This window comes from Actinoplanes rectilineatus (assembly GCF_000962825.1).
GTDB classification, from domain to species: Bacteria; Actinomycetota; Actinomycetes; order Mycobacteriales; family Micromonosporaceae; genus Actinoplanes; species Actinoplanes rectilineatus.
This window is the reverse complement of sequence record NZ_JZKF01000050.1, coordinates 15,083-39,767: the sequence shown is the minus strand read 5'-3', so window position 1 is coordinate 39,767 and position 24,685 is coordinate 15,083. Positions and strand designations below refer to the sequence as shown.

The window sequence follows — 24,685 nt, the reverse complement described above, 5'->3', positions numbered from 1 at the left end:
CAGCCGTCCGGCCGCTGTCGGCAGCCCGGCTCCGGGCCCGGCTCCGCCGTCCGGCTGGTGTCGGCGGCCGGTGGGCTCCGCGCGTACCCCCGCAGGGGTTTGATCTGGCAGAATGCGCCGGTGAGCAGGCCGCGGGTGGTATTGCATGGCAGCGTGAGCGTCGACGGGCGCCTGGCCGGCTTTCCCGTCGACCGTGATCTGCACGAGGAGATCGGCGCGCGGATCGGGGCCGACGCGGTGCTGGCCGGCAGTGGCACGATGCTGGCGGTGGCCGCGGCGCACGGTGTGGATCTGAGCGGTGAGGACGCCGGGCGCCTGCCGCCGGCGGTCGACGGGCGGCCGCTGCTCGTGGTGGCCGACGGGCGGGGGCGGCTGACCCGGCTGCGCTGGCTGCGTGACCTGCCGCGGTGGCGTGACGTGGTGGTGTGGTGTTGCGCGGACACGCCGCCGGAGCACACCGACCGGCTTCGCCGTCTCGGGGCCGGGCATGTGGTCACCCGGGGCGCACGCGTTGATCTTGCTGCGGGTCTGGGCTCTCTCGCTGTGGGGTACGCGGTGAGTACCGTTCGCGCCGACGCCGGGGGGATGCTCGCCGCGCGGCTGGCCGAGGACGGCCTGGTCGACGAGCTGAGCCTGATCGTCGCGCCGCACGTGGCCGGTGCCGCGAGCAGCCGGGCCGGGGATACGGCCCGGCTGCTCGATCAGGTCTCAGCGCGGCGTCTGATGCTCGCCGACGTGCAGCCGTTGCGTGACGGTCACGTCTGGCTGCGGTACGCCCTGCCCTAAGGGACCGTCCATTTCTGGGCGCCGGTGCCGTTGCACGTCCACAACTGCACCACGGTGAAGTCCGCCGACGAGCCGCCCGTCAGGTCCAGGCACTTGTTCGCGTTCGGGTTCACCAGGTCGCGGGCGCTGCTGTACGCCCACTGCTGCGCGCCGGTGCCGTTGCAGTCCCACAGCTGGATCCTGGTGCCGTCGGCGGTGCCCGAGTTGGACACGTCCAGGCATCGCCCGGCGGTGCGGATCGTCCCGTCGCCGGGGAACGTCCACTGCTGGGTGGCGTCGCCGACACACGAGTACAGGTCGACCGCCGTGCCGCCCGCGGTGTTGCCGCCCGCGGCGCCGATGCACTTGCCGGCCAGGCCGGTGATCGGGCCGGTGCGGCCGCCTCCGCCCCCGGTGGAGCTGACGAATTTCCAGGTCAGGTTGAGGACGCCCGGGGTGTCGGCCGGGTCGGTGGAGGCGAACTGGGCGAACGCCGCCTGGCTCAGGTCGATGTGGGTGGCGGCGCAGGACGGGCACTTGTCCTTCACCGGCACCGTGATCGTCCTGCCGTTGTAGGTGACCTCGACCGAGATGCCCTGGCACAGTGGGTCGAGGTTCGGGTTCGCCGTGGTCCAGTAGGTGTGGGAGACCGCGACGAGCATCTCGGTGGCGGCGTTGATCGGGGTGCCGCACGCCCCGTACCCGGCGTCGTTGTAGAAGGTCGCCTTGCCGGCGATCGGCTGGCCGATCGGGATCGCGGCGGCCGCGAACGTCATCATCGCGGCGAACAGCGCCTTGAGGATGACCATCAGCAGTACAGGTTGGTGCCGGCCGCGACACCCAGGATCTGGGTGAACCGCAGGTACGCGTCGACCCGGCTCTGCACCTGGCCGGGGTTGCGCCCGTCGCATTCCAGGCTGCCGTTGATGGTCCGGATGGTCTGCCCGAACCCGGCGCTGGTGACCATCGCGTTGTGGCCGGTCATGCTGCCCGCCCCGGTGGAGGTCATCCAGAACCAGAGGCCGGTCTTCCAGGAGACGGCGGCGTCGTTCTGCACCAGCCACGGGTTGTTCAGCAGGTCGATGCCGAGGGCGTCACCGGCCGCCTTGTAGTTGTAGTTCCAGGACAGCTGGATCGGCCCGCGCCCGTAGTAGGCGGACTGGCCGGCCGGGCAGCCGAACGGTTGTCCCCAGTCGCAGTAGTGCGGGTAGTTCGCGGTGTTCTGTTCGACGATGTACACCAGTCCGCCGGTCTCGTGGCCGACGTTGGCGAGGAACGCCGCCGCCTCCTGCTTGCGGACGGTGTCGCTGCCGGTGCCGGCGAAGCCGGGGTACGCGCTGATCGCCGCGACCAGGCCGCTGTAGGTGTAGAAGCCGTTGCGTCCCGGGAACATCTGGTTGAACTGGGCCTCGGTGACCACGAATCCGCTGCCGGAGCTGGTCGGCACGGTCCACTTCTGGGCGCCGGTGCCGTTGCACGTCCACAGCTGCACGACGGTGAAGTCGGCCGACGACCCGCCGGTCAGGTCGAGGCACTTGTTCGCGTTCGGGTTGACCAGGTCGCGGGCACTGCTGAAGATCCACTGCTGGGCGACCGTGCCGTTGCAGTCCCACAGCTGCACCTTGGTGCCGTCGGCGGTGCCGGCGTTGGACAGGTCCATGCACTTGCCGGCGGTGCGGATGGTGCCGTCGCCGGGCAGGGTCCACTGCTGGGTGGCGTCGCCGACGCACGAGTACAGGTCGATGGCCGTGCCGCCCGCGGTGTTGCCGCCCGCGGCGCCGATGCACTTGCCGGCCAGTCCGGTGATCTGCCCGGTCGCGGCGGCGGCCGCCGGCCCGGTGGTGAGGGTGAGCAGGCCGACGGCGGTGACCAGGCTGAGGAGGGCAGCGAGCAGGGTTCTGCTCCTGCGATCAGGGGAGCTCATACCGTCAATGCAACACCGCCTCGCATTGACGTGTAAAGATATCTAAGGTTTGTTAATTTTTTCCGCGAGTTCACTCACGACCCGCGCCGGGTCATCCATCAGCACGGCCTGCATCCCGAACGCCCGCGCACTGTCGACCAGCCGCGGCACGTCGTCGACGAACACGACCTCCCGCGGCGCGCAGCCCATCCGGCGGCAGGTCAGCTCCCACAGGGCCGGATCCGGTTTACGCAGCCCCACCTCGTGCGAATAGATCAGCTCGTCGACCAGGTCCCCGAAGCCGTACCGGGCGTGTTCGCGCTCGCGGGCACCGACGAAACTGTTACTGAGGATCCCGGTGCGCACGGCCGGGCGCAGACTCCGGGCGTACTCGATGATGGTGGTTTCGGCGACACCCAGGTACTGCGTCCACATGTCGGCCATGATCGCGTCGACCTGCGGCGCGGTGAGCCCCAGCCGGTCGGCCATCGCCCGGTGCACCTCGTCCTCGGTGACCCGGCCGACCTCACCGGCCGTCCAGACATCCGCCATGGTCGTGCCGATCGTGCCGCCGGCCAGCCCGAGCCGCGCCTCCCAGATCCGGTCGAAGTCCATCGGCGTGACCCTGGCCAGCACCCCGCCGACGTCGAAGACCACTGCCCGGATCGTCATGCGCGTCCTCCCTCTTCCGCAACCTGCGTCACCACCGGGATCTCCCGTCCTGGAGCGATCTCCACGTCCACCGGCACCATCGCATGCGGGTCAACGACGTGCTGCGCCGCCCCGGCGTCTACGACCGGTGCCCTCAGCCCACGTAGCCAATCTCGGTGAGGTCGTCGGCCAGACGGAACCGACAGCGTGCGCCGGGGCCGGTTTTCGGCCAGGGTGGACGACGATGAACGAGCACACCGATTTCCGGGAGATCGCCGACCGGGTGTACGTCCTGCGCCACCCGGTACTGGACGTCAACGTCACGCTGGTCACCGCGCCCGGCGCCGCCCTCGTCGTGGACACCCTGTCGACCGTGGTGCAGGCGCAAGAACTGGCCACCGCGATCCGGCGGATCACCCGGGATCCGGTGACGATCGTGAACACGCACCACCACTTCGACCACTGTTTCGGCAACGCCACCCTCGCCGGGCCGGGAACACCGGTGTGGGCGCACGAGGACGCCGCCCGGCAGATCGCCGAGATCCGTCCGGAACTGCTGGCCGGAGAGTGGCAGGCGAGCCATCCGGAGCTGGCCGCCGGGCTGGCCGGGGTCACCGTGCGGGTGCCCGACCGGCTGATCACCACGGAGAGCACGCTCGACCTGGCCGGGCTGCGAAGCGTGACGGTGCGGCATCTCGGGCGCGGGCACACCTCCGGCGACCTGGTCGTCGTGATCGGCGACGCGGGCGTGGTGCTCGCCGGGGATCTGGTGGAGCAGGGCGCACCGCCCGCGTACGGCGACGACGCGTACCCCCTGGAGTGGCCGGGCACGGTCGCCGCCCTGCTGGATCTGGTCCCGCCGGACGGGACGGTCGTGCCGGGGCACGGCGCGCCGGTGGACCGGGCGTTCGTGGCCGCGCAGCAGGAGCAGCTGCGCGACCTCGAGCAGCTGATCCGAACCGGGCACGCCGACGGTGCCACCGTGGAGGACACGGCAGGCCGGTCACCGTTCGGCGTGGAGGCCTCCCTGGTTGCCGTGCGCCGCGGCTACGCCGCTCTCTGACAACGAGACGTCTCCTGGAAAACGCGGCGCCGACGAGAGCAGGGCGCCGATCACCGCGGCGACCGCCGGGCGGGTGGCGTCGCCGCGTCGGCAGGCCGCCCGGGTACGCCGCCGCGTCTCCAGCGCCGTCAGGCGTACCCCGTCCGGCGGATCGGCCGCTGCCAGCGCCGGCACGAGTGACACGCCCTGACCGGCGGCGACCAGGGCGAGCACGGTGCCGAAGTCGTCGGCGTGATGCCGGGCCCGGGGTGTGAACCCGGCCGCCGCGCACACCCGCAGGGTCACCTCGTGGCACAGGGTTCCCGGCGTCGCCAGAATCCATGGCATGACCGACATATCCGAAATGTCGGATGTAGACGCGAGAAACACCGTCTCCGACAACAGTGGCACCTGCTCCAGCAACGGATCGTCCGGAGCGGGCACCACGTCGTAATCGTGGATCAGCCCCACGTCCAGGGTCCGGTCGCGCAGCGCGCCCGGCACCAGAAACGGATCGAGTTCGGTCACCGCCAGTTCCAGTGCCGGATGCTGCGTGCCGAGCGCGACCAGAACCCGGGGGAGCAGGGTCCGCATCGCGCTGGGGAACGCGCCGATCCGGATCGGTCCCGCCGACCCGGACCGCACCGCGGCCAGCGCCGCGTCGGCCTCCTCCAGCGCGGCCAGCACCGTAGCGGCGTGCCGCACCAGGACCCGGCCGGCGGCGGTCAGCCGCACACTGCGACCGGTGCGTTCCAGCAGCGGCACCCCGGCCTCGCGCTCCAGCGCGGTCAGCTGCTGGGAGACCGCCGACGGCGTGTAGGACCGGGCCTGCGCGACCCGGGCGATCGTCCCCAGCCGGTCGAGGTCGTGGAGCAGTTGCAGCCTGCGCGCATCCAGCATCAGCACAGCTTACGGTCGAACCCACGAATCGGAACTGGACCTTACGCTGACGGTTCCGGCACGGTGAAAGGCATGAACGGAATCCACGTCCCGCTGATCACCCCCTTCGACGAAACCGGGGACGTCGCTCTCCGCGTACTCGACAGAGAAGCGCACGATGCTCTCGCCGCCGGCGCCGCGGGGTTGGTGGGCCTCGGGACCACCGGCGAACCCGGCTCGCTCAGCGCCGCCGAACGAACGTCGATCCTCGACGTCCTGACCGGCATCGGCGCACCGCTGACGATCGGCGCGAACACCCGGGCCGAACTCGACGAGCTGCGCGGACGTCCCACGGTGACGGCCGCGCTGACCCTGGTCCCGCCATTCCTGCGGCCCGGCGAAGACGGTGTGGTGGCCCATTTCGAGGCCCTGATCCAGGTCAGTCCGGTGCCGATCGTCGTCTATCACGTGCCCTACCGCACCGGACAGCAACTGTCCGCGCACACACTGCGACGACTGGCCGCGATCGACGGGATCATCGGGGTGAAATACGCAACCGGCGGCGTCGACCCGGACGTGATCGACCTGCTCGCCGACCCGCCGCCGGACTTCGCGATCCTGTGCGGCGACGACGCCGTGACCTCGCCGATGCTCGCACTCGGCGCCGCCGGAGCCATCCTGACCTCCGCAAACGTGGCACCCGGCGCGTTCACCGACCTCGCCGCGGCCTGGCGCGACGGCGACACCACCCGGGCCCGCACACTGGGCGCACGGCTCGCGCGGATGTCGGCCGCACTGTTCGCGGAACCCAACCCCGCCGTGGTCAAGGCAGTCCTGCACGCGACAGGCCGCATTCCCACCCCGGCGGTACGCCTACCGTTGCTTCCCGCCACCGCCGCGTCCCTCCGCGCCGCTCTCAGTGCCGCAACTCTTCCAGCACATCGATGAGCCACAACCGGTCCACACCATCCGGAAGCGGACGCGGCGTACCGTAGGCGAGCTCGGCGAGCGCCCACCGGGCCGCCGCGAACTCACCCGCACCGACATCCACCTGATACCACGACGCACCGTCGGCCGGCACCGGCTCACGCAGCAGCGCCGACACCGCGCGGGCCGTCTCCACCGCCAGACCCGAACCGGCCTCCCACTCGGTGTCACCCATCTCGGCCACCGCCACGTCGACGACCCCGGCCAGCAGCGCCAGCATCGACGGATCCCCGGTCAGCCGGACCCCGGTCGGGATGGTCCGGACCACGGTCCGGGTGATCGGCACGTTCGCCGCACCGGCCCGGTTCTCGCCGAGCCGGTACTGCACGCTCTGATGCTGCCAGCCCTGCGCCAGACGCAACGCGGTCATACCGTCCTCACTGACCACCGCGGCATCCGCACCGGCGGTCAACAGCACCGCGACCACCCGCTGCTCGTCGCGTTCGGCCGCGTGCATCAACGCGGTCCGGCCCTGCGGATCCCGGGCGTCCACATCCGCACCGGCCTGCACCAGCACATCGACAGCGGCATGATCACCACGACGGGCGGCCACCACGATCGCCGGAGTCCCGTCGGAGCGCCGCACGTCCGCCCCGGTCCCGTGCTCGAGCAACAGCCGCAGCACCGCCGGCGGAGTGGAGGTCATCGTCGCGGTGACGATCGGATCCTCCTCACCCGGCGCCGGAATCGCCCCGGCGCCCAGCAACACCCGCAGCGTCGCCAGAGCGGCCGGGCGGGGCCGGAACCGGGCCTGCGCGACGGCATCGACCAGCACACTGGGCCGGGTGTCGTCACCGGCCAGCGCACCGTGCCGGACCAGGAGCCGGGCCACCTCGGACCGGCCGTTGACGACCGCACCGCGCAACACACTGGGCAGGATCCGGGCGCCCGCGCCGAGCAGCAGCCGCACGATCTCCAGGTGCCCGGCCCGGGCCGCCTCCACCAGGACCGTCCCGGCGAACGTGCCGGGGGAGTCCGGGTTGGCACCGTCGGCAAGCGCCCGCCCGGCGGCCGCCTCGTCACCGCCCGCGACCGCGTCGGCCAACCGCTGATCAGCGGTCATCGTGCACCTCCCGGATTGTCTGGCTTCATGCGATCCTGCCCCAGGGCGATGCCGCCGTCCGGGCCGGGGGTCCGTGTCATTAGGGTCGGTCCGGTGAAACGGCGCATGGTGATCACCGGCGGCAGTGGTTCCCTCGGACGACGGCTCGTCGCCCGCGCATCCGCGCAAGGCTGGGACGTCACCGGCACTTACCTGTCCACGCCGTCCCCGACCGCAACCGTGCACCTCGACATCCGGGACCCCGCCCAGGTCCGCGACGTGCTCACCCGGCTGCGGCCGGACGCCGTGGTACACGCCGCCGCGGGCCGCGACCGCAACGACTGGCTGTCCACCGCCGACGGCGCCGGCCACGTCGCCGCCGCAGCGTCCACGATCCGCCTGGTGCACGTCTCCAGCGACGCGATCTTCGCCGGGAGCACCGAAGAATACGACGAGGACGCCCTCCCCGACCCGGTCTACCGATACGGCGCCGCGAAAGCCGCCGCCGAGACCGCCGTCCGGGCAGCCGCCCCGGACAGCACGATCGTGCGAACCTCACTGATCCTCGGCGACGGCAACGGCGCCCACGAGATCCTCACCCGGGACCTGATCGCCGGCCGCGCCCAGGGCGCGCTGTTCACCGACGAGATCCGCAAACCGGTGCACGTCGACGACCTGGCCGACGCCCTGATCGAACTCGCCGGCACCGACCACCACGGGATACTCAACGTGGCCGGCCCGCAGGCCGTCAGCCGCTACGACCTCGGTGTGCTCGTCGCCCGCCGCGAAGGCCTCGACCCGGCACTGATCCCGTCGGCCAGCCTCGCCGGCCTCGGCCTGCGCCGCCCCGCCGACGTGCGGCTCGCCCTCGGCCGGGCCCAGAAACTGCTGTCCACACACCTGCGGCCGGTCTCGGAGTTCCTGGCGTAAATCGGCTGACTGATCGGGACCGCGCTGCCCATACTGTCGGCCATGACGACCAGCCGCACGATCCGCGTCACCGTCCGCGGATCCTTCGACAACCTGACCGACGAGCAGAAGACCGCGCTGATCGCCGCCGGCGCCGACCACGCCGACATCCTGGCCGTGCAGTACACCGAGGACGGCCATCTCACGTACGACCTGGCCGCCCGGCCGTTCTTCACGTTCCGCTTCGGCGAGCAGGTCACCGACGAGAAGGACATCCCGCAGGTGACGGCCCGCGCCGAGGCGAAAGCCGCCGCGTGGATGGCCGACCGGGGATATGCGTTCAAGAAGCTCACCTCGCAGACCGTGGACCTGTCCGAGGTGCCGCTGGGCCCGCGCGGCCGCCGGATCAGCTCGTCGGGGACGCACTGACCACCCGCTCGATCAGCTCTCCGGAGGGCTCGCGCTGACCACCTGCTCCACCGCGGATTTGACGATCCCGAGGCGGCCGAGCACGCCGCCCTCGGGTTCCCCTCACGGACCTGCTCCACCGCGAGCCTCCTGACCGGTGAGCGCCGCCACGGCCAGACTCCCGTCCTGCTCCAGCAGGCCGAGAGCCAGGTACACCGGGCTCGCCGAGGTCGACGAACGACATGACCATAATCTGACCCGATGCCGCACACACCGGCCCGAGCCGTCTACCCCGGCACCTTCGACCCCCTCACCCCAGGGCACCTCGACATCGTGGACAGGGCGCGCCACCTGTTCGACCACGTGACCGTCCTGGTCGCCGTCAACGCCGGGAAACAACCGTCCCAGCCCACCGCAACCCGGGCGACCCGGATCGCGCAGCAAATCCCCGCCGGCTGGACCAACGTCTCCGTCACCGCGTGGCACGGCCTGACCGCCGACTACTGCCACCGCCACGCCTGCCGGGTGATCGTCCGCGGCGTCCGCAACACCACCGACTACCAGCACGAACACGACCTCGCCACCACGAACGAAGCCCTCGGCATCACCACACTGCTCCTACCCGCCCGGCCTCAACTGGCAGCGACGTCCTCCACCGCCGCTCGCGGCGGGCCGTTCATCCGCTTCATTCACTGACGGGGAGCGCCGCCTCGTACCGCAGCAGGGTGTCCACCAGGACACGACGCTCGGCGGGGGAGAGCGGCCCCAAAGCCACCCGCCACGCCCGCGCGCCCGGCGACAGCCACTCCGAGATCGCCGCACGACTGTCCGCGGCGATCTCGACGATCCGGCGACGGCGATCCGCGCCGTCCGCCCGCCGCACCAGCACACCCTTGCGCGCCAGATCACCCACCAGCAGACTCACCGTCGTCGGCGCCACACCCAGGCGCTCCGCCAGCAACGACACCGTCTGCGGACCGTCCAGCGCCAGCAACGACAGCAGCGTCAGATGCCGCGGCGCCAGGTCGAAACCGCGCAGACTCTCCGGCGGCGTCAGGCGCTTGGCCCGCCCCACCAGGCGCGGCATGACCAGCAACAGCTCCCGCACGGTGGCGTCGACGGCATCATCGGGCATTGACACGTACCATCCTCAGAATTAGCTTTGAAAACAAAGACATCGAAACCTTTGAGGGGTACGAGTTGCCGCACCTCACCGTCCACACCCACGACGACGACCTCACCGGCCACGAAAAAGCCCTGATCACGGCACTCACCGACGCGGTCGTCAGCGTGTACGGCGACTGGGCCCGACCCCACGTCGGCATCCGCCTGATCGGACTCCCCGCCGGGTGCACCGGCACCGGGGGAGAGGTCGACACCGTCCCGGCGCCCGCCGTCGACTTCGGCATCCGCACCGACGCCCTGAACCGGCCCGACATCACCGAGATCCTGAAACGCCTCACCCAGGCCGTGACCGACGCCATCGCCGCGACACTGGGGGAGCACCGCCGGGAACAGACCAGCGTCTCCTTCACCCCGACCACCAGCGCCACGACCATCGCAGAAGCTTCCCACCCCGCGTAGCGCCGGGCGAGCCGCCTCGGCCACAAGCCCCAGAGCATCCATCATGACCTGCGAAAATGGGCATTCGGGCGACCGGCCGTGCACCGAACCGTGCCATGCCGATGACATGGGCTGCCGAAGCAGCCGGCCCGGTGGCAGTACTCAACGGCGCCGGGCTGTTCTCTGTGCACGAAGGACCGGACCGGGCTGACAAGATCGCGAGCGTCGGGGGATTCCTTCTCGCGTCGGTGGTCGCCGGCGTCTCCGTGGCTGTCCACCTGCCCGGTCGGAGAGCGGCCGCGCAGGTGACGCGCATGCCGGAACCAGCGGCGAAGGCTGACGGGACCACGGACAACATCTCCGATGCCGGCCTTCGGTGACCGGGCCCGGTGCGGTCATCGACGTCGCGTTCACCGAAGGTCGGCGCAAGGCCCGGAGGAAGAAGTAGGCCCTCGTCCCGGGCAAATATCCCAGGTCGATAATGAGCATTATGTCAACTAGAGCGCGGAGAGGGGCCACGCACGCCCCCCAGCCGTCGTTGACGCACATGCCAAGGCATGAGCTGGTGAGGACCTCCGCCGCCAGCGCGTGCCGCCTCGTCCTGAGCCGCCGAGAAAGCCGCGTCCGATGATCACGCAGGGCCGGGCGTACGCCGGCATACGGACGCGACGGCCCGTCAATCCCGCAGTCGCGCCCGTGTGCCGGCACGAACTTTGGCCGACCGGCGGCGACAGGCCTGAAATGCCCGCCGGAAGCTTCTCCGGGAACCGGGTGGCGGCACTGAACCGCACCACGTCCCGCCGCCCTCCCCGACCGGAGCACGAGGGACCTGACTGGCGGCAGGCGTCGAAACGGGCACCCGGGGCCGATCCTGAGGCCTGCAGCCGCTGCCGAAGTGGCCTGATAAGTCGGAAATATGGCTGTGAAAGCCTATCGGAGGCGAGCGCCTCGCGCAGATGATCAGTTGCCCTACCAGGCTTTACAGTGATATTTGCTGCATAATGGGGCTTATGCAGCAAAACGCGATTACGGCACTGATCGACGACTTCTTGACTGCCCGTGCTGCGCGGAAGCCCTCGGTGCACACGCTCTCCGCGTACAGGAGGGATCTGCATCTGGTGGTGCAGCTGGCCGAGCCCGCGCCGCTCACCGTGAGTGACCTCTCCCCTCGCGTGCTGCGGGGTGCCTTCGCGCGTTTTGCGGCGGACCGCGCACCCGCCTCTGTTTCCCGGGCCTGGTCGTCATGGAATGCCTTCTTCACTTTCCTGGTCGTCGAGGGTGTCGTCGCGGGGAATCCGATGCCCGCCGTGGATCGTCCTCGTCAGGTGCCCCTCTCCCCCAAGCCGTTGCGGGGTGAGGAGACGCCGGAAGAATTGTTACGCGCAGTGAGCACTTCTGATGAGCGGCAGCGTGATCCGTGGCCGGAGCGGGATGTCGCCGTGCTGGCGCTGGCGTTGTGTGCCGGTCTTCGGCTGTCGGAGATGCTGGCGTTGCGGATCGGGTCGATCGGCGGGCGTGACGGCGAGCGGCGGATCGAGGTGTCCGGCAAGGGCGGGCGGCCGCGGACGGTGCCGATCGATGCGGGGCTGGATGCGGCGCTGGTGCGGTATGCCGATTCGCGGCGGGTGCGGTTCGGGCGTGCGGGGGCCACCGCTCCCCTGCTGGTGGACCGGCAGGGTGCGGCGTTGCAGCGTGGTGGCCTGCAGTATCTGGTGCGGTCGTGTTATCAGCGGGCCGGGGTCGGTGACCGGGTGCCGCGGGGTGCGCAGTTGCATGCGTTGCGGCACACGTTCGCGACGCGGTTGGCGGAGGACGGGGCGAACGCGTCGGAGATCATGCGGTTGTTGGGGCATGCGTCGTTGGCGACGACGCAGTCGTATATCGAGGTGACGGCGGATCAGCAACGCGCTGCAGTTTCGGCCAACCGGACAAACAGGGTGTTACGGGAACTGTGCTGAGATGATGCGGGGATGGAGACCGAAGAACGGACGGCGGCGGTGAGTCGCCGATGGTTGTTCCTGGCGGGCGCGGTGGCGGGGTTGGTGACCCTGTCGGGGTGTCCGGGTGGCGACGACGGCGATGACGACGACGGGGATGATGAGGACGACGATTAGTCGTCGAGAGATTTGAGGAAGCGGGCTGCTCTGCCGCAGACGTCCTCGTATCCCAGGAGTTTGTAGAACTCCTGGGTGCGGGTGCGGTATCGGCTGCTGGTGATCTCGAGTTTGATGCAGCCGGCGGCGCGGGCCTGGTCTTCGACGGCTTTGACGAGTTGCTGGCCGACGCCCTTGCCGCGGTATCGCTCGTCGACGACGAGGGCGGCGAGGCGGCCGCTCTTGCCGGTGTACTCGAGCAGGGGCATGACGTGCAGGGCGGCGACACCGATCAGTTCGCCGTCGTCGTCGGCGCCGATGAGCCGGCTGGCGGGGTCGTCGAGCCAGTTGTCGAGGCGCTTGTCGACGTCCTGTGCGGTGGTCGGGTACCCGAGCTGTTCGAGCAGGGGGACGAGAGCGGCGGTGTCCTGGCGGGTCACGGGGCGCAGGTTCAAGGTTCAGTCCTTTACGGTGATGCCGAGGGTCTGGGCGAGGGCGTGGGCGGATTCCATGAGTTGGATGCCGGTGATGGTGGCGCCGTGCAGGGAGTCCCAGCCTTGGGCGATGTCGAGGTCGCGGGCGCCGCGGAGGTCGACTTTCTTGAGGGTGGCCTTGCTGAATCGGGCGCGGCGGATGGTGGTGCCGGGGAAGGTGACGCCGGTGAGGGTGGCGTCGCCGAAGTCGGCTTCGGTGAGGTCGCAGTCGCGGAATTCGACGTCGTGCAGGGTGCTGCCGCGCAGGTTGAGGCTGTCGATTTTGCAGGCTTGGAAGGTGACGCGGCGCCAGGTGCTGCCGTAGGCCTGCAGGCCGGCGAGGACGCTGTCGAGGACGGTGACGTTGAGCATCTGGGTTTCGGACCAGGTGCCGCCGATCCAGCGGGTGCGGGAGATCCAGACGTCGTCGAGGCGGGCGCGGGTGAGGGTGGCGTTGGTGGCGGTGAGGCCGGTGAGGGCGCTTTCGGAGAAGCGGGCGCCGGTGGCCTGGGGTTCGTCGAGGTCGGTGCCATCGAGGTGGATCTCGCTGTAGTGCTCGCCGCGTTCCAGTTCGCCGGTGTGGGGCTGGAGGTAGGGGGCGTAGGGCAGGGCGGCGAGGTCGGTGATGGCGGCCATGGGTGTCATCGTGCCATCAAGCTTAGAGATCAAATTCTTTCGGGGGTACGGGGAAAGTGGCGTGTCCATGGCTGTCCTCGACGTCGCATGTGGACGATGATCGATGGCATGTCGACGGGTTACGGGTTGGGGCGTACGCCGCAGGAGTATGAGCGGTTGCGGGCTCAGGCCCGGGCGTGGGAGGCGGTGACGGGTCGGTTGCTGGATCGGGTCGGTGTGCCGGTGGGGGCTTCGGTGCTGGACGCGGGGTGTGGTCCGGGCGAGACGATGCGGTTGCTGGCGGAGCGGGTGGGGCCGTCGGGGTCGGTTGTGGGGGTGGATGCGGATTCCGCGCTGGGTGCGGCGGCGCAGGAGATGCTGCACGGGTTGGGGCATGGTCGGTGCCGGGTGGTGGCGGCGGAGATCCGTGGTGACGAGCCGGTGGCCGGTGGGCCGTACGACGTGGTTTTCGCCAGGTTGCTGCTTTTTCATCTGCCGCAGCGGGTGGCGGTGTTGGGGCGGTTGTGGGAGGGGGTGGCTGCGGGTGGGGTTCTGGTGGTGCAGGACTACGACCTGAGCGTGGTGGGGACGGCGCCGCCGGTGCCGGCGGTGGAGGCGGTCAATCGGTTGATGGTGGAGGCGTTCGAGGCGCTGGGGTGTGATGTGCGGGTGGGGACGCGGTTGCCGGCGTTGTTCGCGGAGGCGGGTGTGGGGGTTCCGGACGACAGTGACGTGTCCGGGTTGGTGGCGCCGTTGGGGCCGGCGCGGATGTTTCTGGAGCAGGTGGTGCGGGGTGTGTTGCCGGCGGCGGTGGCGCGGGGTGCGGTCGATGTGGTGCGGGCCGAGCGGGTGTTGACGGGGTTGGCGGCGGAGGCGGAGCGCTCCCCCGGGTTGCCGGTGCTGGCGCCGTTGCTGGTGGGTGCGTGGAAGCGGCGGCCGGTCGGCGGGTGAGTGGGCGGCCGGGGATGACGGTCGGGCGGGGTTCCGGGGTGGGGTGAACCTGACCGGCTCCTGTGCCCTCACCGGCAGATATCGACAACGGACGTTACGATCGTCGGGGTGACGCGCTTTCTGCTTGTGCCCGGCCGCGGAGTGCCGTTCCCGAACCACTGGTCTCGGCAGTGGGCCCGCGCCCATCCCGGATACCGATGGGCCCCGGAACCTCCCGGACCGCCTTACCAGCCTGATGAGCGGGTGGCCGCCCTTGATGCGGCCCTTGGTGAGTCCGACGAGCCTGCCGTGTTGATCGCCCACAGCGCCGGTTGTCTCACCGTCGCGATCTGGGCCACCCGTCACGCCGGTCCGGTGCAGGCTGCTCTGTTGGCGACTCCGCCCTGGGTGCCCGAGCTCACGCCGGAGCAGAAGTTGCCGTTCCGGTCGCTGCTGGTCGCCAGTAGCAACGACCCGCACGCCACCCTTGAGCAGTCCGAGCGTCTGGCCCGGGACTGGGGTGCCGAGTTCGTCGACGCCGGTGCGGTGGGTCATCTGGACAGTGCCTCCGGTTTCGGTCCTTGGCCCCAGGGCGAGAAGCTCCTTCAGCGTCTGGTCGACTGACGCGCGGCCGGTCCTGCACAGGGTGTTATGGCCCATCTGCCGGGTCGTTGCTGCTGCGGTGTTCGCGGCCGTGTCGCCTCCGCCCGCGACCCGATAGCTCCGCGACCCCGTCGTGGTCGTCCGGCGCCGGCATGCCGGCCGATGCGGGGCGCCGTCATCGACGGGCGGGGTGGGCGGAACTGGTGGGGTTGCGGGCGGAGGCGAGTGTTGGTGGGCCTCGGTCCGAGGCGGTGGCTCGCAGGAGAAGGATCCCGTCGTCGTTCATGGCGGGAAGTCTGAACCCTGCCCCAGGGGACGACTCAAGAGCCGGTGCCGGGGAATTGTTCTTCGCGTCGCTGCGGGCTGTTTTGCCTGTTCAGCGGGGGTCTTTGTCGTCCGCCGGAGGTGCCGGGGCGTCATTCGGGTTTCGGGGTTGAGTCGTCCCCTGGGGCGGGGTTCAGACTTCTTCGCGAGCGGGCGGCACGGGCCGGCCGCGCAGCACCAGGATGTGCCAGAGGTATTTCAGCAGTTGCAGCACCTCGGCCGGGGCACCGAAGGAGGACCACTCATGCGGAGAGCGCACTACGGACTGCGCTGCCCGGCCGAGCGCCGCGGCGTCGAGCAGCGGCGCGTCATAGCGGGAGGCGAGGGCTGCCGCCAGCAGTGGGGCTTGCGGGCCGCGCAGGTCCGCGGGGAATTCGTCGGCGGGCAGTTGGAAGCCGGGGTGGTACAGCACGGGCGCGCCGAGGGTGTGCAGGGCGGCCACGGATGGGGTGTCTCGCAGGGAGGGGTCGCAGACGATGGCCGCGACGTCGTGGCTCAGTGTGAGGCCGCCGTGGATCTGGGCTTCGATGTATTCGTCGAGGGCGCGTCCGGTGGCCGTGCGTCCGGCGGTCAGTGCGGTCGTCCATTCCTGCGGCGAGGGGGCGGTCAGGGCGAGGGCGCGGCCGGTGTCGGCGACGCGGGCGAGCAGGCCGTCCCAGATTGCGCCGAATGTTGCGGCGGTGCCGACGATGGTCGGTTCGGTGACGCTGTCGTCCAGGCTGAGTGTGGTGCGGGTGAGCACGTGTGGGTGCAGCACGAGGTGGCAGCTGCCGAAGCGGGGTGCGGCGCCGTCGGGGTGGCGGGCCAGGTTCAGGGCGCCGTAGACCGGTCGGCCTGTCGTGGTCGGGCGGCCGGCGGTGACCGGGTAGGCGCCGGGGAACATGCGTTGTTCCCAGCGGTCGCGGTCGCCGCCGGGGTGGGCGGTGAGGCCGCCGTTGGAGATCCGTGTCTCGAATTGGCTGCGGTAGGTGCCTTCGGCTGCCAGGTGTTCGGCGACTGTCCGGTGGTCGGCCAGCAGCCGGTCCGGGTGGAAATGCACGGTTACCGGGGTTGCTGCGAGCAGCGGGCCGAGTTGGTCCGGGCCTGGAGACGGGAAGAGCGCCCGCACGTGGGCGAGCGCTCTTTCCACGGGAGAGGTCATCTACTTGGCGTCGATGGTGCCGGTGGCCAGCAGGACGAGCAGCAGGGAGCCCAGCGCCAGGCGGTAGAAGATGAAGACGCTGTAGGAGTGCTTCGATACGAACTTGAGCAGCCAGGTCACCGAGAGGTAGGCGACGACGAAGCTGACCACGGTCGCGACGATGGTGTTGGTCCAGCCGACGCCGTTGGCGATGTTGTCGGACTCGTCGATGCCCTGCAGGATCGAGGCGCCGGTGAGGGCCGGGATCGACAGGAAGAACGACAGTTTCGTCACTGTCACCCGGTCCAGGTCGCGCAGCAGGCCGGCGGACATCGTGGCGCCGGAGCGGGAGACGCCGGGGATCAGCGCCATGCACTGCACGGTGCCGATGATGAGCGTGTCTTTCCAGGTCACGTCGTCTTCGTGGCGGGTTTGGGTGGCCGCGTGGTCGGCGAAGGCCATGACGCCGGACCACAGGATCAGGGCTCCGGCCACGAACCAGAGGCTGCGCAGTGTGGTTTCGATCGCGTCTTTGAAGAGCAGGGCGGCGATCACGATCGGGATCGAGCCGAGCAGGACCGCCCAGCCGAACCGGAAGTCCGGGTGTGCCCGGTGTTCCTTGTTGAGGAGGCCCTTGAAGAAGGCCGGTACCACCCTCGCGATGTCCTTGCGCAGGAAGAGGATGGTGGCCAGCACCGCTCCCGACTGGATGATCACCGTGAAGGCGGTGATGTCCGGGTCGTCGATGCGGTGCCCGAACAACTTCTCCAGGATGGTCAGATGGCCGGTGCTGGACACCGGCAGGAACTCGGTGATGCCCTCGACAGCACCGAGGATCACCGCTTCGAGAATGTTCAAGACGTGCCCGTCCTTGCCGCAACCGTCGTCACGGGGTCAGAGCATAGGGGGACTAATCACGCCGGACTACGCCGGGCACGGGCGGCCGCGATGCTGTACGAAGGGTCACGGTCCAGGTTGTGGCGGTCACGGTCGTATCGGCGGGTGGTTCGCGGGTCGGCGTGTCCCATGGCGTCCTGGACGTCTTCCAGGGGGATGCCGACGTCGCGGGCGGCGGTGGCGAAGGCGTGGCGCAGTGAGTGTGGTGACAGCCGGTCTGCTCCGGGGATGCCGGCTTCTGCGGCCAGTTTGCGGACCAGCCGGAAGACGGCGTGGCGGTCGAGCCGGCCGCCGGTGGCGGTGGCGAAGAGTGGGCCGGGGTGGGTGCCGCGCTCGCTGAGGTATGCGTCCAGTGCGGTGGATGCGCCTGGGGTGAGGGCTCTGCGGCGGGCGCGGCCGCCTTTGCCGACGAAGCGCAGGGTGCGGTGGCCGCGTTCCCAGCCGACGTCGGTGGCGTCGAGTCCGCATGCTTCGCTGACGCGCAGTCCCAGGTCGGCGAGGAATGTGATCACGGCGCGGTCGCGGAGGGCGGTCGGGCCGTGCTGGCGGTCGGCGGCGGCGAGGATGTCGCCGACTTCTCCCGGGGTCAGGCCCAGCGTGGCGGAGTGGTCGCGGGAGACGTATGGGCGGTCGGCGCCGCTGACCGGGTTGGCGGGGACGGCCTGCAGTTTGACGAGGAAGTCGTACCAGCTGGAGACGCCGGACATCTTGCGGGCGACGGTTGCTGCGGCCATCGGCCGGGCTTCGAGGGCGCGGGCGTATGCGTTGACGTCCAGGAATGTGGCTCGTAGCGGGTCCAGGTTCTGTTCGGTGCACCAGGATACCCAGCCGTGGACGTCGCGCCGGTATGCCGCCCGGGTGTGTTCGGACAGGCGCCGGTTGGCCAGCCATGCCTCGGTGAATTCCTGGGCTCCTCCGGATTTTTCGATGAATCCGCGGGGCTGGGGCACGAGCGACGACATGCCGGTCATCCTGTCAGCTTTCGATCACCTGGCTGTCGGCGACATGCCAGCGGCGGGTGTGTCCGACGGCATCGGCGAAGTACCGGTCGTGGGACACGGTGATCAGGGTGCCGCGGAATCGGCGCAGTGCTTCCTCGACGACGTCCAGGGCTTCGAAGTCGAGGAAGTTGGTGGGTTCGTCGAGCAGCAGCACGCGGGCCGGGCTGTTCACCACCACGGCCAGCAGCAGGCGGCGCAGTTCCCCCGCCGACAGGTCCCGGACCGGGGCGGTCCATTGTTCCGGTTCGAATTGGTGGCCGGCCAGCAGGCGTTCGGCGTCCTCGGCGTACACCGGGACGCGGGCGCGGAAGAAGTCCAGCATGCTGTCGTCGGTGCGCAGGTCTTCGTCGTTCTGTGGCAGCACCGCGACGTCGGGGTGGCGGGCGGTGATCTCGCGCAGCAGGGTGGTTTTGCCGGTGCCGTTGCGGCCGGTGATCAGGATCCGGTCGCCGCGGGCGACGTCGAGGTCCACGTTGGCGAGCAGCTGTCGTTCGCCGAACGCGATCGTGACGTCGCGCAGTTTCAGGACGATCTCGCCCGGGTCGGCGGTGTCGGAGGGGAAGGCGAGGGTCAGGGGTGGCCGGCTCTTCGGTTCGGCGATCCATTTCACCGAGGCCATCTGCCGGCGCAGTCGCCGTTCACGGACCTTCGCCTTGCGGGCCACGAGGCGGGCGACGCGGCGCAGGTGGGGGGCGGTCGCGCCCGACCTCACGGTGTCCTCGACGCCTTTGGCGAAGCCTTTGGTGCGTTCGATGTCGGATTCCCAGCGCAGCCGGTCCTTCTCCTGCGCCTCGTAGTCGAGCAGCAGGCGTTCCCAGCGGCGCTGTTTCTCCTCGCGGTATGCGGTGTAGCCGCCGCCGGGGTATTCGTGGGGTTCCTCGTCGATGCCGTCCAGTTCGACGATCCGGGTGGCGAACTCGTCGAGGAATGCCCGGTCGTGGCTGACGGCGAGGACTCCGCCGGGATAGCCGGCCAGCCAGGTGCGCAGCCAGGCGGCGCCTTCGGCGTCCAGGTGGTTGGTCGGTTCGTCGAGCAGCAGCAGGTCCGGTTCGGCGAGCAGGGCGCGGGCCAGCAGCAGGCGGGCCTGTTCGCCGCCGCTGACCGTGCGGACGGGCAGGTCGTCGTCGAGGTGTTCGATGTCGAGGCGCTGGCGGATCTCGGTCAGGCGGTTTTCTGCGTTCCACCCTTCGAGGGCGGTCCAGCGTTCCTGGACTGCGGCGTATTCGCTGAGGACGTCCGCGCCGGCTGCGAGGCGTTTCTCCAGGTCGCGCATGTCCGTGATGACCTGCGCGAGTTCGCCGAGGCCGCCGGCGAGGAAGGCGCCGGCGGGGCCGTCCGGGTCGGGCATCCGCTGGGGTACGTGAGCGAGCCGTGTGCCCGGGGCGACGGCGACGGTGCCCGCGGTGGGGGTGATCTCCCCGGCCAGGACTCGCAGCAGGGTGGTCTTGCCTGCTCCGTTGGGGCCGACGACACCGATCCGGTCGCCGGGGCGCAGCACCAGGTCGAACCCGGAGAACAGCAGGTCGCCGTCGTGGGCCTGGCCGAGACCGGTGACCTTGAGGTGGGCGTTGGCGGAAAGAGACTGGCGCACGGGAGAACCTCCGGGGGGACGACGCCGACAGGGAACCACCCACGCGCGATCGGGTCGCGGGCGGGGCTGAGGTCGGGTCGAACTCACATGATCGGAGGGTGCTCCTCGCTGTCGGCGGCAGGTCCGGGTACCACCCTGCCCTGCCGCTGCGGAACCCGCAACCACATTGATGATCGGTGGCGCGGCGCGGCGCGGCGCGGCGAGACGGGGACGGGAAGGAGAACGGAGGCGGCGCAGCAGCGCCTGGCGGTGGGGCCTGACGGTGGGGTCAGGCTGCTGCCGAGGCCAGGCCGTACGCGTCGGTCACGCCCAGCCGGGTCGCCATGGTGCTGCGGGCGGCGATCTGCGCCGCGTAGGCCGCCCGCCGCCGTGCCACACAACCGTCTTTCGCCGCCGGCAGGTTCTTCTGTTCCATGTGGGCTGTCAGGCCGTCGCGCAGCAGTGCCAGCGCCTCCGTCCGCAGCTGCGACACCCGGGACTCGGTCACACCCAGAGTCGCCGCGACCTCCGACAGGGGGCGTTCCTGCAGGAACGAGGCCTCCACCACGTAGCGCAGGCGTTCCGGGAGCACGTCCACCGCGTCGTGCAGGTAGCCGAGGCGTTCGCGGTGGAGCAGCATCTCCTCCGGGTTCATCGAGCTCTCCGTCACCAGGTCTTCCGCCGTGCCTGCTGCGAAGCCCTGCAGGGACAGCACTGCCGCTCGTTGTACGTCGTCGTCGACGCTGCTCAGTTCGCTCACTGCCACGCCCAGCAGTTCGGCCAGTTCGTCGGCTGTCGGTGTGCGGCCGAGTTGGGCGGTCAGTTCTTCGCGGGCCACGTCCGCGCGGCGGGCGCGGGCTCGGACCGAGCGGGATGCCCAGTCCATGCTGCGTAGTTCGTCCAGCAGGGCGCCGCGGACCCGGACCGCCGCGAACCGGCCGAACGGGATGCCCCGTTGCGGGTCGTAGGACTGTGCGGCTGTCACCAGGGCCGCGTATCCGGCCGACGCCAAGTCGTCGCGATGTACGTGCGGCGGCACCTTGAACAGCATCTCCCTCACCATGTGCCCGACCAGGGCCATGTTGTCGCGGATCAGGATCTCCTGTGCCCGGGTGACGGACTTGGTGGCGGCTGCGGTCATTTCGATTTCCCCCTGTGTCGCTGACCGACTGACAAGGGGAACCTTTCGCCGTCTCGGGTGCATGATCGGGCAGTCTCGGTTGCCGATCGGTTGCACTCCTGGGCTGCAACCGGGAAAACCTCAGGAAAGCATCCAGCCGTTGTCCACCGCGAGACGGACCGCTTCGGCCCTGGTCCGGGCGCCCGTCTTGCCGATCGCCGACGACAGGTGGTTGCGGACCGTGCCGTCGGAGAGGCGCAGTTCGCGGGCGATGTCGGCTACGGTGCCGCCGTCGCGGGCCGCGCGGAGCACGTCCGTCTCGCGGTCGGTCAGCGGGGAGTCGCCGTGGGCCAGGCTCTGGGCCGCCAGGGCCGGGTCCACCACGCGCAGGCCCTGGTGGACGCGGCGGACGGCGTCGGCGAGTTGCCGGGCCGGGGTGTCCTTGACGATGAAGCCGTCCGCGCCGGCCGCCATCGCCTGGCGCAGGTATCCGGCCCGGCCGAACGTCGTCACCATCAGTACCCGGCATGACGGTACCGCCTCGCGCAGCAGCCGGGCCGCGCTGATCCCGTCCAGTCCGGGCATCTGCACGTCCAGCAGGGCCACGTCGGCGCGGTGGTCGCGGGCCGCCGCCACCACCTGGTCGCCGCGGCCCACTTCGGCGACCACGCTCAGGTCGGCCTCCAGGTCCAGCAGGGCGGCCATCGCGCCCCGTACCAGCGCCTGGTCGTCGGCGAGCAGCAACCTGATCATGTGGGGACCTCCACCCGTACCCGAAAACCCGCAGAGCCCGGCCGGGGACCGGCGGTGAGTTGCGCGCCGTGCTCTTGTGCCCGCCGCCGCAGGCCGGCGAGACCCTGACCGCCTGAGGAGAGCGGCGGCAGCACGGGACCGTCGTCGACGATCTCGACACTGTGCGGGCTGAGCAGGACCGCCGCGTGCTCCGCGCGGCTGTGCCGGACGATGTTGGTGACCGCTTCCCGGATCGTCCAGGCGAACAGTTCCCGGTTGCGGGTCGGGACGTCGTCGGCTGCGCCCGGCAGGTCCGCTTCCACGTTCGCGGCGGCGAGGGCCTCCCGGGCGGCGGCGATCTCCCCCGGCAGGGAGATGCCGCGCATGCCCAGGGCGGTGGCCCGCACGTCGGCCAGGGCGTCGCGGGCCAGCGATTCCAGGTCGCGCAGTTCGGCGCGGGCCCGTTCGAGGTCCACGTCCAGCAGGCGTTGTGCCAGTTCGGCTTTGACGGTCACCACGGTCAGGGAGTGGCCGAGGATGTCGTGCAGGTCGGCGGCGATCCGGGCCCGTTCGTCGGCCACCGCCAGGGCGGCCAGTTCGTGCTGGGCGGCGACCAGGCGGCGCTGCCGGTCCATCGCCAGTCGCAGGCCGCCGGTGGCCGTCGCGCCGAGCACGACGGCAAGGCTGTAGCCGTGTCCGGCGGACGCCCAGCCGGGCTGGGTGCGCAGCAGCACCTCGGCGGTGATCACCAGGGCCACCGCCACGGTGATGCCCTGCGGCCGGGGCAGGCCCATCATCGCGGTCGCTGCCACGTAGACCAGGCAGGTCAGTGCGTGCGGGCCGGCGCCGGGCATCTGCAGGACGGCGAGGGCGAGCATCGCGGTGATGGCCGGCCACAGGAAACGAATCCGGTCGCGGCGGATGGAGGTCAGCACCAGCACGTAGACGGCCCCGAATCCGGCCACCGCGACCAGGCCGACGGTGCGCTGCCAGCCCGGGGTGTCGTGGATCAGCGCTGTCACGTTCTCGGTGAGGTAGAACAGCCACAGTCCGGCGAACAGCCAGCCGTAGCGGTGCCGGCCTTTAGACGCGGGCGGTGTCACGCCGGAACCGCCAGGCCGCGCCGCCGGCGAAGACCGCCGTCCAGATGATCACGTTGGCGGATGCCACCCACAGGTTGCCATCCTGCACCAGCGGGTACCGGGCGATCTCGCCGACCCCGTACACCGGGGTGAACTGGGCGATCGTGGCGAACGTGGAACCGAGCTGGTCGACCGGGACGAACAGGCCTCCGGCGAACGACAGTACGGCCAGGACCGGGCCGAGGATCTGCATGACGTTCTCGCTGGGCAGCAGGTAGCCCATGAACAGGCCGAACGCGGCGAACACCAGTGAGCACACCCAGGCCAGCAGGGCGCAGCCGATCCACGCGTGCAGGGGCAGTTCGGCGCCGGTCAGCGCGCCGGTGGTCATCGCGACGATGACCGACACCGCCCCGACGATCATCGCCAGCACGATCTTGATGCCGATGTACGAGGCCGGTTTCAGCGGGGTCAGGCGCAGCTGGCGGCTCCATCCGGCGGCCCGTTCCAGGCTGACCATCGCCCCGCCGCTGGTGGCCGCCAGCATCGCGCCGTAGACGGCCATGCTGACCAGCACGTACCCGGCGACGTTGCCGCCGTCGCCGATGCGTTCGGTGCGGTAGTCACTGCTGCTGCCGAAGAGCAGGAAGAACGCCGCCGGCATGATCAGGGTGAAGATCACGGTCCGCTTGTTGCGCATCAGCCTGCGCAGTTCCAGGGGGATCATTTCTCGTCCGCCGTCAGGGTCAGGAACGCCTCTTCCAGGTTCCGGGAGGTGATCTCCAGGTCGCGGGCGGGCGTACGGGTGAGCAGATGCCGGGCGATCGCGTCGGTGTCCCGGCCGTGCAGGTAGACCGAGTCGCCGCGCACCTCCGCCGACTCCACGCCCTCGATGCGTGACAGGTCGGCCGGTTGCGCGCCGGGCAGGGTGGCCCGCACGGTCCGGCCGGCCGCGAGGGCCTTGACCTCACTGGCGGTGCCGTCGGCGACGACCCGGCCGCGGCGTACGAAGACCACCCGGTCCGCGTACGCGTCGGCCTCCTCCAGGTAGTGGGTGGCGAACACGACGGTCCGGCCGTCGCGGGCGTCCTGGCGGATCGCGGTCCAGAAGTCGTGGCGCCCGCCGACGTCCATGCCGGTGGTCGGCTCGTCGAGGATGAGCAGTTTCGGGTCGGGCAGCAGCGCCATCGCGAACCGCAGGCGCTGCTGCTGACCGCCGGAGCACTTGCCGACCAGCCGTCCGGCGATGTCGGCGATCCCGGCGCGTTCCAGGGCCTCGCCGACCGCCGAGCGGGGTTTCCTGAACAGCACGGCGATCAGCCGTACGGTCTCCTCGACCGTGTAGTCCTTGAGCAGCCCGCCGGTCTGCATCACCGCCGACACCAGGCCTTTCGCGACCGCTTCGTGCGGGGCGTGCCCGTAGACCCGGACCTGGCCGGTGGTCGGTTCGGCCAGGCCGAGCAGCATGTCGATGGTGGTGGTCTTGCCGGCCCCGTTCGGCCCGAGCAGGGCGACCACCTCGCCCGGGCGGATCCGCAGATCCATCCCGTCGACGGCGGTGACCGTGCCGAAGCGTTTCACCACCGCGTCGAGGTGCACCGCCGGTGCGGCGGAGAGTGCGGTTGTCGTCATACCCTGATCGTCGGCCGCCGGACAGCGCCGCGCCTGCGCCACCCGTCATGATCAGACCATGACATCCGTCAGTGGCGCCCCCGAGACCGCGCTGATCATCCCGGTGCCCGAGGCCGAACCGGTCGTCGGCGACCCGCGGGTGCCGGTCCTGCGGCAGGCGGCCGAACAGCTGTCCGGCCGCCTGCCGATCACGGCCCGGGCGGACACGTTGCGCCTGCTGGTGGGCCGGCGCGAGCCCGGCGATTCCTGGGCACCGATGAGCGACTTCCCGCTGGGGTGATTTTGCTTTCCGGTACGCGTGACGCGCCCCGTGGCTCGTCGATCGGATCCCGGCCGTTCAGCTC

General features: G+C 70.5%; 30 protein-coding genes. 13 read left to right on the top strand and 17 right to left on the bottom strand.

What is annotated here, in order from left to right; genetic code table 11:
* Positions 1-57 precede the first annotated feature (57 nt).
* The gene (locus WH85_RS47545; protein WP_342669808.1) at positions 58-786 is read left to right on the top strand and encodes a dihydrofolate reductase family protein; all 729 of its coding nucleotides are present in this window, start codon (positions 58-60) and stop codon (positions 784-786) included.
* Here the strand turns inward: WH85_RS47545 and WH85_RS52415 are convergent.
* The 3 genes from WH85_RS52415 to WH85_RS30410 are packed head-to-tail and all read right to left on the bottom strand — an operon-like array spanning position 783 to position 3,340.
* On the bottom strand, positions 783-1,574 hold the full coding sequence (locus tag WH85_RS52415; protein ID WP_045745481.1) for a cysteine/serine endopeptidase inhibitor: 792 nt from the start codon (positions 1,572-1,574) through the stop codon (positions 783-785). The genes WH85_RS47545 and WH85_RS52415 overlap by 4 nt on opposite strands.
* A complete protein-coding gene (locus tag WH85_RS30415) occupies positions 1,574-2,689 on the bottom strand; it encodes a chitinase (protein WP_083449372.1) in 1,116 nt (371 codons plus the stop codon). Before WH85_RS30415 ends, WH85_RS52415 begins: the two co-directional genes overlap by 1 nt.
* Before the next feature lie 42 nt (positions 2,690-2,731).
* A complete protein-coding gene (locus WH85_RS30410) occupies positions 2,732-3,340 on the bottom strand; it encodes an HAD family hydrolase (protein WP_045745480.1) in 609 nt (202 codons plus the stop codon).
* 223 nt (positions 3,341-3,563) lie between these two features.
* Between WH85_RS30410 and WH85_RS30405 the strand changes: the two genes are divergently transcribed.
* Complete coding sequence (locus WH85_RS30405) at positions 3,564-4,382, top strand: MBL fold metallo-hydrolase (RefSeq protein ID WP_045745479.1); 819 nt, start codon at positions 3,564-3,566, stop codon at positions 4,380-4,382.
* On the opposite strand, the gene WH85_RS30400 is transcribed toward WH85_RS30405, so the two are convergent.
* A complete protein-coding gene (locus WH85_RS30400) occupies positions 4,323-5,261 on the bottom strand; it encodes a LysR family transcriptional regulator (RefSeq protein ID WP_045745507.1) in 939 nt (312 codons plus the stop codon). The two genes, WH85_RS30405 and WH85_RS30400, sit on opposite strands and share 60 nt — an antisense overlap.
* A 72-nt stretch (positions 5,262-5,333) precedes the next feature.
* On the opposite strand from WH85_RS30400, the gene WH85_RS30395 reads away from it, so the two are divergent.
* Entirely contained in the window at positions 5,334-6,188 is an 855-nt protein-coding gene (locus WH85_RS30395; RefSeq protein ID WP_045745478.1) for a dihydrodipicolinate synthase family protein, read from the top strand.
* On the opposite strand, the gene WH85_RS30390 is transcribed toward WH85_RS30395, so the two are convergent.
* Complete coding sequence (locus tag WH85_RS30390; protein WP_045745477.1) at positions 6,157-7,290, bottom strand: ankyrin repeat domain-containing protein; 1,134 nt, start codon at positions 7,288-7,290, stop codon at positions 6,157-6,159. The genes WH85_RS30395 and WH85_RS30390 overlap by 32 nt on opposite strands.
* Before the next feature lie 93 nt (positions 7,291-7,383).
* On the opposite strand from WH85_RS30390, the gene WH85_RS30385 reads away from it, so the two are divergent.
* From WH85_RS30385 to coaD, 3 genes are all read left to right on the top strand, one after another.
* A complete protein-coding gene (locus tag WH85_RS30385) occupies positions 7,384-8,199 on the top strand; it encodes an SDR family oxidoreductase (RefSeq protein WP_245674152.1) in 816 nt (271 codons plus the stop codon).
* Positions 8,200-8,241: 42 nt separating this feature from the next.
* Positions 8,242-8,607, top strand: a complete 366-nt coding sequence (locus tag WH85_RS30380) for a DUF6204 family protein (protein WP_045745475.1) — start codon at positions 8,242-8,244, stop codon at positions 8,605-8,607.
* A gap of 240 nt (positions 8,608-8,847) precedes the next feature.
* Entirely contained in the window at positions 8,848-9,282 is a 435-nt protein-coding gene (gene coaD, locus WH85_RS30375) for a pantetheine-phosphate adenylyltransferase (RefSeq protein ID WP_045745474.1), read from the top strand.
* Here coaD and WH85_RS30370 read toward each other — a convergent pair.
* Positions 9,272-9,721 (bottom strand): MarR family winged helix-turn-helix transcriptional regulator, encoded by a 450-nt coding sequence (locus WH85_RS30370; protein ID WP_045745473.1) that lies wholly within the window; start codon positions 9,719-9,721, stop codon positions 9,272-9,274. The genes coaD and WH85_RS30370 overlap by 11 nt on opposite strands.
* Here WH85_RS30370 and WH85_RS50820 point away from each other — a divergent pair.
* From WH85_RS50820 to WH85_RS50815, 4 genes are all read left to right on the top strand, one after another.
* Positions 9,721-10,170 (top strand): hypothetical protein, encoded by a 450-nt coding sequence (locus WH85_RS50820; RefSeq protein ID WP_157411300.1) that lies wholly within the window; start codon positions 9,721-9,723, stop codon positions 10,168-10,170. The genes WH85_RS30370 and WH85_RS50820 overlap by 1 nt on opposite strands.
* A gap of 131 nt (positions 10,171-10,301) precedes the next feature.
* A complete protein-coding gene (locus tag WH85_RS30360; protein WP_157411299.1) occupies positions 10,302-10,529 on the top strand; it encodes a hypothetical protein in 228 nt (75 codons plus the stop codon).
* A 621-nt stretch (positions 10,530-11,150) separates the two neighbouring features.
* Positions 11,151-12,107 (top strand): tyrosine-type recombinase/integrase, encoded by a 957-nt coding sequence (locus WH85_RS30355; protein WP_083449371.1) that lies wholly within the window; start codon positions 11,151-11,153, stop codon positions 12,105-12,107.
* Positions 12,108-12,119: 12 nt separating this feature from the next.
* Entirely contained in the window at positions 12,120-12,263 is a 144-nt protein-coding gene (locus WH85_RS50815) for a hypothetical protein (protein ID WP_157411297.1), read from the top strand.
* On the opposite strand, the gene WH85_RS48240 is transcribed toward WH85_RS50815, so the two are convergent.
* Both WH85_RS48240 and WH85_RS30345 read right to left on the bottom strand, forming a co-directional pair.
* Positions 12,260-12,697 (bottom strand): GNAT family N-acetyltransferase, encoded by a 438-nt coding sequence (locus WH85_RS48240; protein ID WP_045745470.1) that lies wholly within the window; start codon positions 12,695-12,697, stop codon positions 12,260-12,262. The two genes, WH85_RS50815 and WH85_RS48240, sit on opposite strands and share 4 nt — an antisense overlap.
* Positions 12,698-12,700: 3 nt before the next feature.
* On the bottom strand, positions 12,701-13,351 hold the full coding sequence (locus WH85_RS30345; RefSeq protein WP_045745469.1) for a pentapeptide repeat-containing protein: 651 nt from the start codon (positions 13,349-13,351) through the stop codon (positions 12,701-12,703).
* Positions 13,352-13,438: 87 nt separating this feature from the next.
* Between WH85_RS30345 and WH85_RS53835 the strand changes: the two genes are divergently transcribed.
* Entirely contained in the window at positions 13,439-14,281 is an 843-nt protein-coding gene (locus WH85_RS53835; RefSeq protein ID WP_052720908.1) for a class I SAM-dependent methyltransferase, read from the top strand.
* A gap of 108 nt (positions 14,282-14,389) precedes the next feature.
* Positions 14,390-14,884 carry an RBBP9/YdeN family alpha/beta hydrolase gene (locus WH85_RS49140; protein WP_169792500.1) on the top strand — a complete coding sequence of 165 codons (495 nt, stop codon included), beginning with the start codon at positions 14,390-14,392 and terminating at the stop codon, positions 14,882-14,884.
* Between the two features lie 436 nt (positions 14,885-15,320).
* Here the strand turns inward: WH85_RS49140 and WH85_RS30330 are convergent, their stop codons facing one another.
* The 9 genes from WH85_RS30330 to WH85_RS30290 form a co-directional block, all read right to left on the bottom strand.
* On the bottom strand, positions 15,321-16,328 hold the full coding sequence (locus WH85_RS30330; RefSeq protein WP_045745467.1) for a DUF3626 domain-containing protein: 1,008 nt from the start codon (positions 16,326-16,328) through the stop codon (positions 15,321-15,323).
* Positions 16,329-17,165 carry an undecaprenyl-diphosphate phosphatase gene (locus WH85_RS30325; RefSeq protein ID WP_045745466.1) on the bottom strand — a complete coding sequence of 279 codons (837 nt, stop codon included), beginning with the start codon at positions 17,163-17,165 and terminating at the stop codon, positions 16,329-16,331.
* 56 nt (positions 17,166-17,221) lie between these two features.
* Entirely contained in the window at positions 17,222-18,175 is a 954-nt protein-coding gene (locus WH85_RS30320) for a tyrosine-type recombinase/integrase (protein ID WP_045745465.1), read from the bottom strand.
* A 4-nt stretch (positions 18,176-18,179) separates the two neighbouring features.
* Positions 18,180-19,796, bottom strand: a complete 1,617-nt coding sequence (locus tag WH85_RS30315) for an ABC-F family ATP-binding cassette domain-containing protein (RefSeq protein WP_045745464.1) — start codon at positions 19,794-19,796, stop codon at positions 18,180-18,182.
* Positions 19,797-20,064: 268 nt separating this feature from the next.
* The gene (locus tag WH85_RS30310; protein WP_045745463.1) at positions 20,065-20,916 is read right to left on the bottom strand and encodes a sigma-70 family RNA polymerase sigma factor; all 852 of its coding nucleotides are present in this window, start codon (positions 20,914-20,916) and stop codon (positions 20,065-20,067) included.
* Positions 20,917-21,036: 120 nt separating this feature from the next.
* Complete coding sequence (locus tag WH85_RS30305; RefSeq protein ID WP_045745462.1) at positions 21,037-21,648, bottom strand: response regulator transcription factor; 612 nt, start codon at positions 21,646-21,648, stop codon at positions 21,037-21,039.
* Positions 21,645-22,730, bottom strand: a complete 1,086-nt coding sequence (locus WH85_RS30300) for a sensor histidine kinase (RefSeq protein WP_045745461.1) — start codon at positions 22,728-22,730, stop codon at positions 21,645-21,647. The genes WH85_RS30305 and WH85_RS30300 overlap by 4 nt, the downstream gene beginning before the upstream one ends.
* A complete protein-coding gene (locus WH85_RS30295; RefSeq protein ID WP_045745460.1) occupies positions 22,711-23,436 on the bottom strand; it encodes an ABC transporter permease in 726 nt (241 codons plus the stop codon). The genes WH85_RS30300 and WH85_RS30295 overlap by 20 nt, the downstream gene beginning before the upstream one ends.
* A complete protein-coding gene (locus tag WH85_RS30290; RefSeq protein WP_045745459.1) occupies positions 23,433-24,341 on the bottom strand; it encodes an ABC transporter ATP-binding protein in 909 nt (302 codons plus the stop codon). Before WH85_RS30290 ends, WH85_RS30295 begins: the two co-directional genes overlap by 4 nt.
* Positions 24,342-24,399: 58 nt before the next feature.
* Between WH85_RS30290 and WH85_RS30285 the strand changes: the two genes are divergently transcribed.
* Positions 24,400-24,621 carry a hypothetical protein gene (locus WH85_RS30285; RefSeq protein WP_045745458.1) on the top strand — a complete coding sequence of 74 codons (222 nt, stop codon included), beginning with the start codon at positions 24,400-24,402 and terminating at the stop codon, positions 24,619-24,621.
* Positions 24,622-24,685: the final 64 nt, after the last annotated feature.

What these genes read in the sequence shown, in the direction of transcription:
- WH85_RS52415 (WP_045745481.1), bottom strand. Translation starts at nt 1,574, where the DNA reads ATGGTCATCCTCAAGGCGCTGTTCGCCGCGATGATGACGTTCGCGGCC.
- WH85_RS30415 (WP_083449372.1), bottom strand. Translation starts at nt 2,689, where the DNA reads ATGAGCTCCCCTGATCGCAGGAGCAGAACCCTGCTCGCTGCCCTCCTC.
- WH85_RS30410 (WP_045745480.1), bottom strand. Translation starts at nt 3,340, where the DNA reads ATGACGATCCGGGCAGTGGTCTTCGACGTCGGCGGGGTGCTGGCCAGG.
- WH85_RS30405 (WP_045745479.1), top strand. Translation starts at nt 3,564, where the DNA reads ATGAACGAGCACACCGATTTCCGGGAGATCGCCGACCGGGTGTACGTC.
- WH85_RS30400 (WP_045745507.1), bottom strand. Translation starts at nt 5,261, where the DNA reads ATGCTGGATGCGCGCAGGCTGCAACTGCTCCACGACCTCGACCGGCTG.
- WH85_RS30395 (WP_045745478.1), top strand. Translation starts at nt 5,334, where the DNA reads ATGAACGGAATCCACGTCCCGCTGATCACCCCCTTCGACGAAACCGGG.
- WH85_RS30390 (WP_045745477.1), bottom strand. Translation starts at nt 7,290, where the DNA reads ATGACCGCTGATCAGCGGTTGGCCGACGCGGTCGCGGGCGGTGACGAG.
- WH85_RS30380 (WP_045745475.1), top strand. Translation starts at nt 8,242, where the DNA reads ATGACGACCAGCCGCACGATCCGCGTCACCGTCCGCGGATCCTTCGAC.
- coaD (WP_045745474.1), top strand. Translation starts at nt 8,848, where the DNA reads ATGCCGCACACACCGGCCCGAGCCGTCTACCCCGGCACCTTCGACCCC.
- WH85_RS30370 (WP_045745473.1), bottom strand. Translation starts at nt 9,721, where the DNA reads ATGCCCGATGATGCCGTCGACGCCACCGTGCGGGAGCTGTTGCTGGTC.
- WH85_RS30355 (WP_083449371.1), top strand. Translation starts at nt 11,151, where the DNA reads ATGGGGCTTATGCAGCAAAACGCGATTACGGCACTGATCGACGACTTC.
- WH85_RS50815 (WP_157411297.1), top strand. Translation starts at nt 12,120, where the DNA reads ATGGAGACCGAAGAACGGACGGCGGCGGTGAGTCGCCGATGGTTGTTC.
- WH85_RS30345 (WP_045745469.1), bottom strand. Translation starts at nt 13,351, where the DNA reads ATGGCCGCCATCACCGACCTCGCCGCCCTGCCCTACGCCCCCTACCTC.
- WH85_RS53835 (WP_052720908.1), top strand. Translation starts at nt 13,439, where the DNA reads ATGTGGACGATGATCGATGGCATGTCGACGGGTTACGGGTTGGGGCGT.
- WH85_RS30330 (WP_045745467.1), bottom strand. Translation starts at nt 16,328, where the DNA reads ATGACCTCTCCCGTGGAAAGAGCGCTCGCCCACGTGCGGGCGCTCTTC.
- WH85_RS30320 (WP_045745465.1), bottom strand. Translation starts at nt 18,175, where the DNA reads ATGACCGGCATGTCGTCGCTCGTGCCCCAGCCCCGCGGATTCATCGAA.
- WH85_RS30310 (WP_045745463.1), bottom strand. Translation starts at nt 20,916, where the DNA reads ATGACCGCAGCCGCCACCAAGTCCGTCACCCGGGCACAGGAGATCCTG.
- WH85_RS30305 (WP_045745462.1), bottom strand. Translation starts at nt 21,648, where the DNA reads ATGATCAGGTTGCTGCTCGCCGACGACCAGGCGCTGGTACGGGGCGCG.
- WH85_RS30295 (WP_045745460.1), bottom strand. Translation starts at nt 23,436, where the DNA reads ATGATCCCCCTGGAACTGCGCAGGCTGATGCGCAACAAGCGGACCGTG.
- WH85_RS30290 (WP_045745459.1), bottom strand. Translation starts at nt 24,341, where the DNA reads ATGACGACAACCGCACTCTCCGCCGCACCGGCGGTGCACCTCGACGCG.
- WH85_RS30285 (WP_045745458.1), top strand. Translation starts at nt 24,400, where the DNA reads ATGACATCCGTCAGTGGCGCCCCCGAGACCGCGCTGATCATCCCGGTG.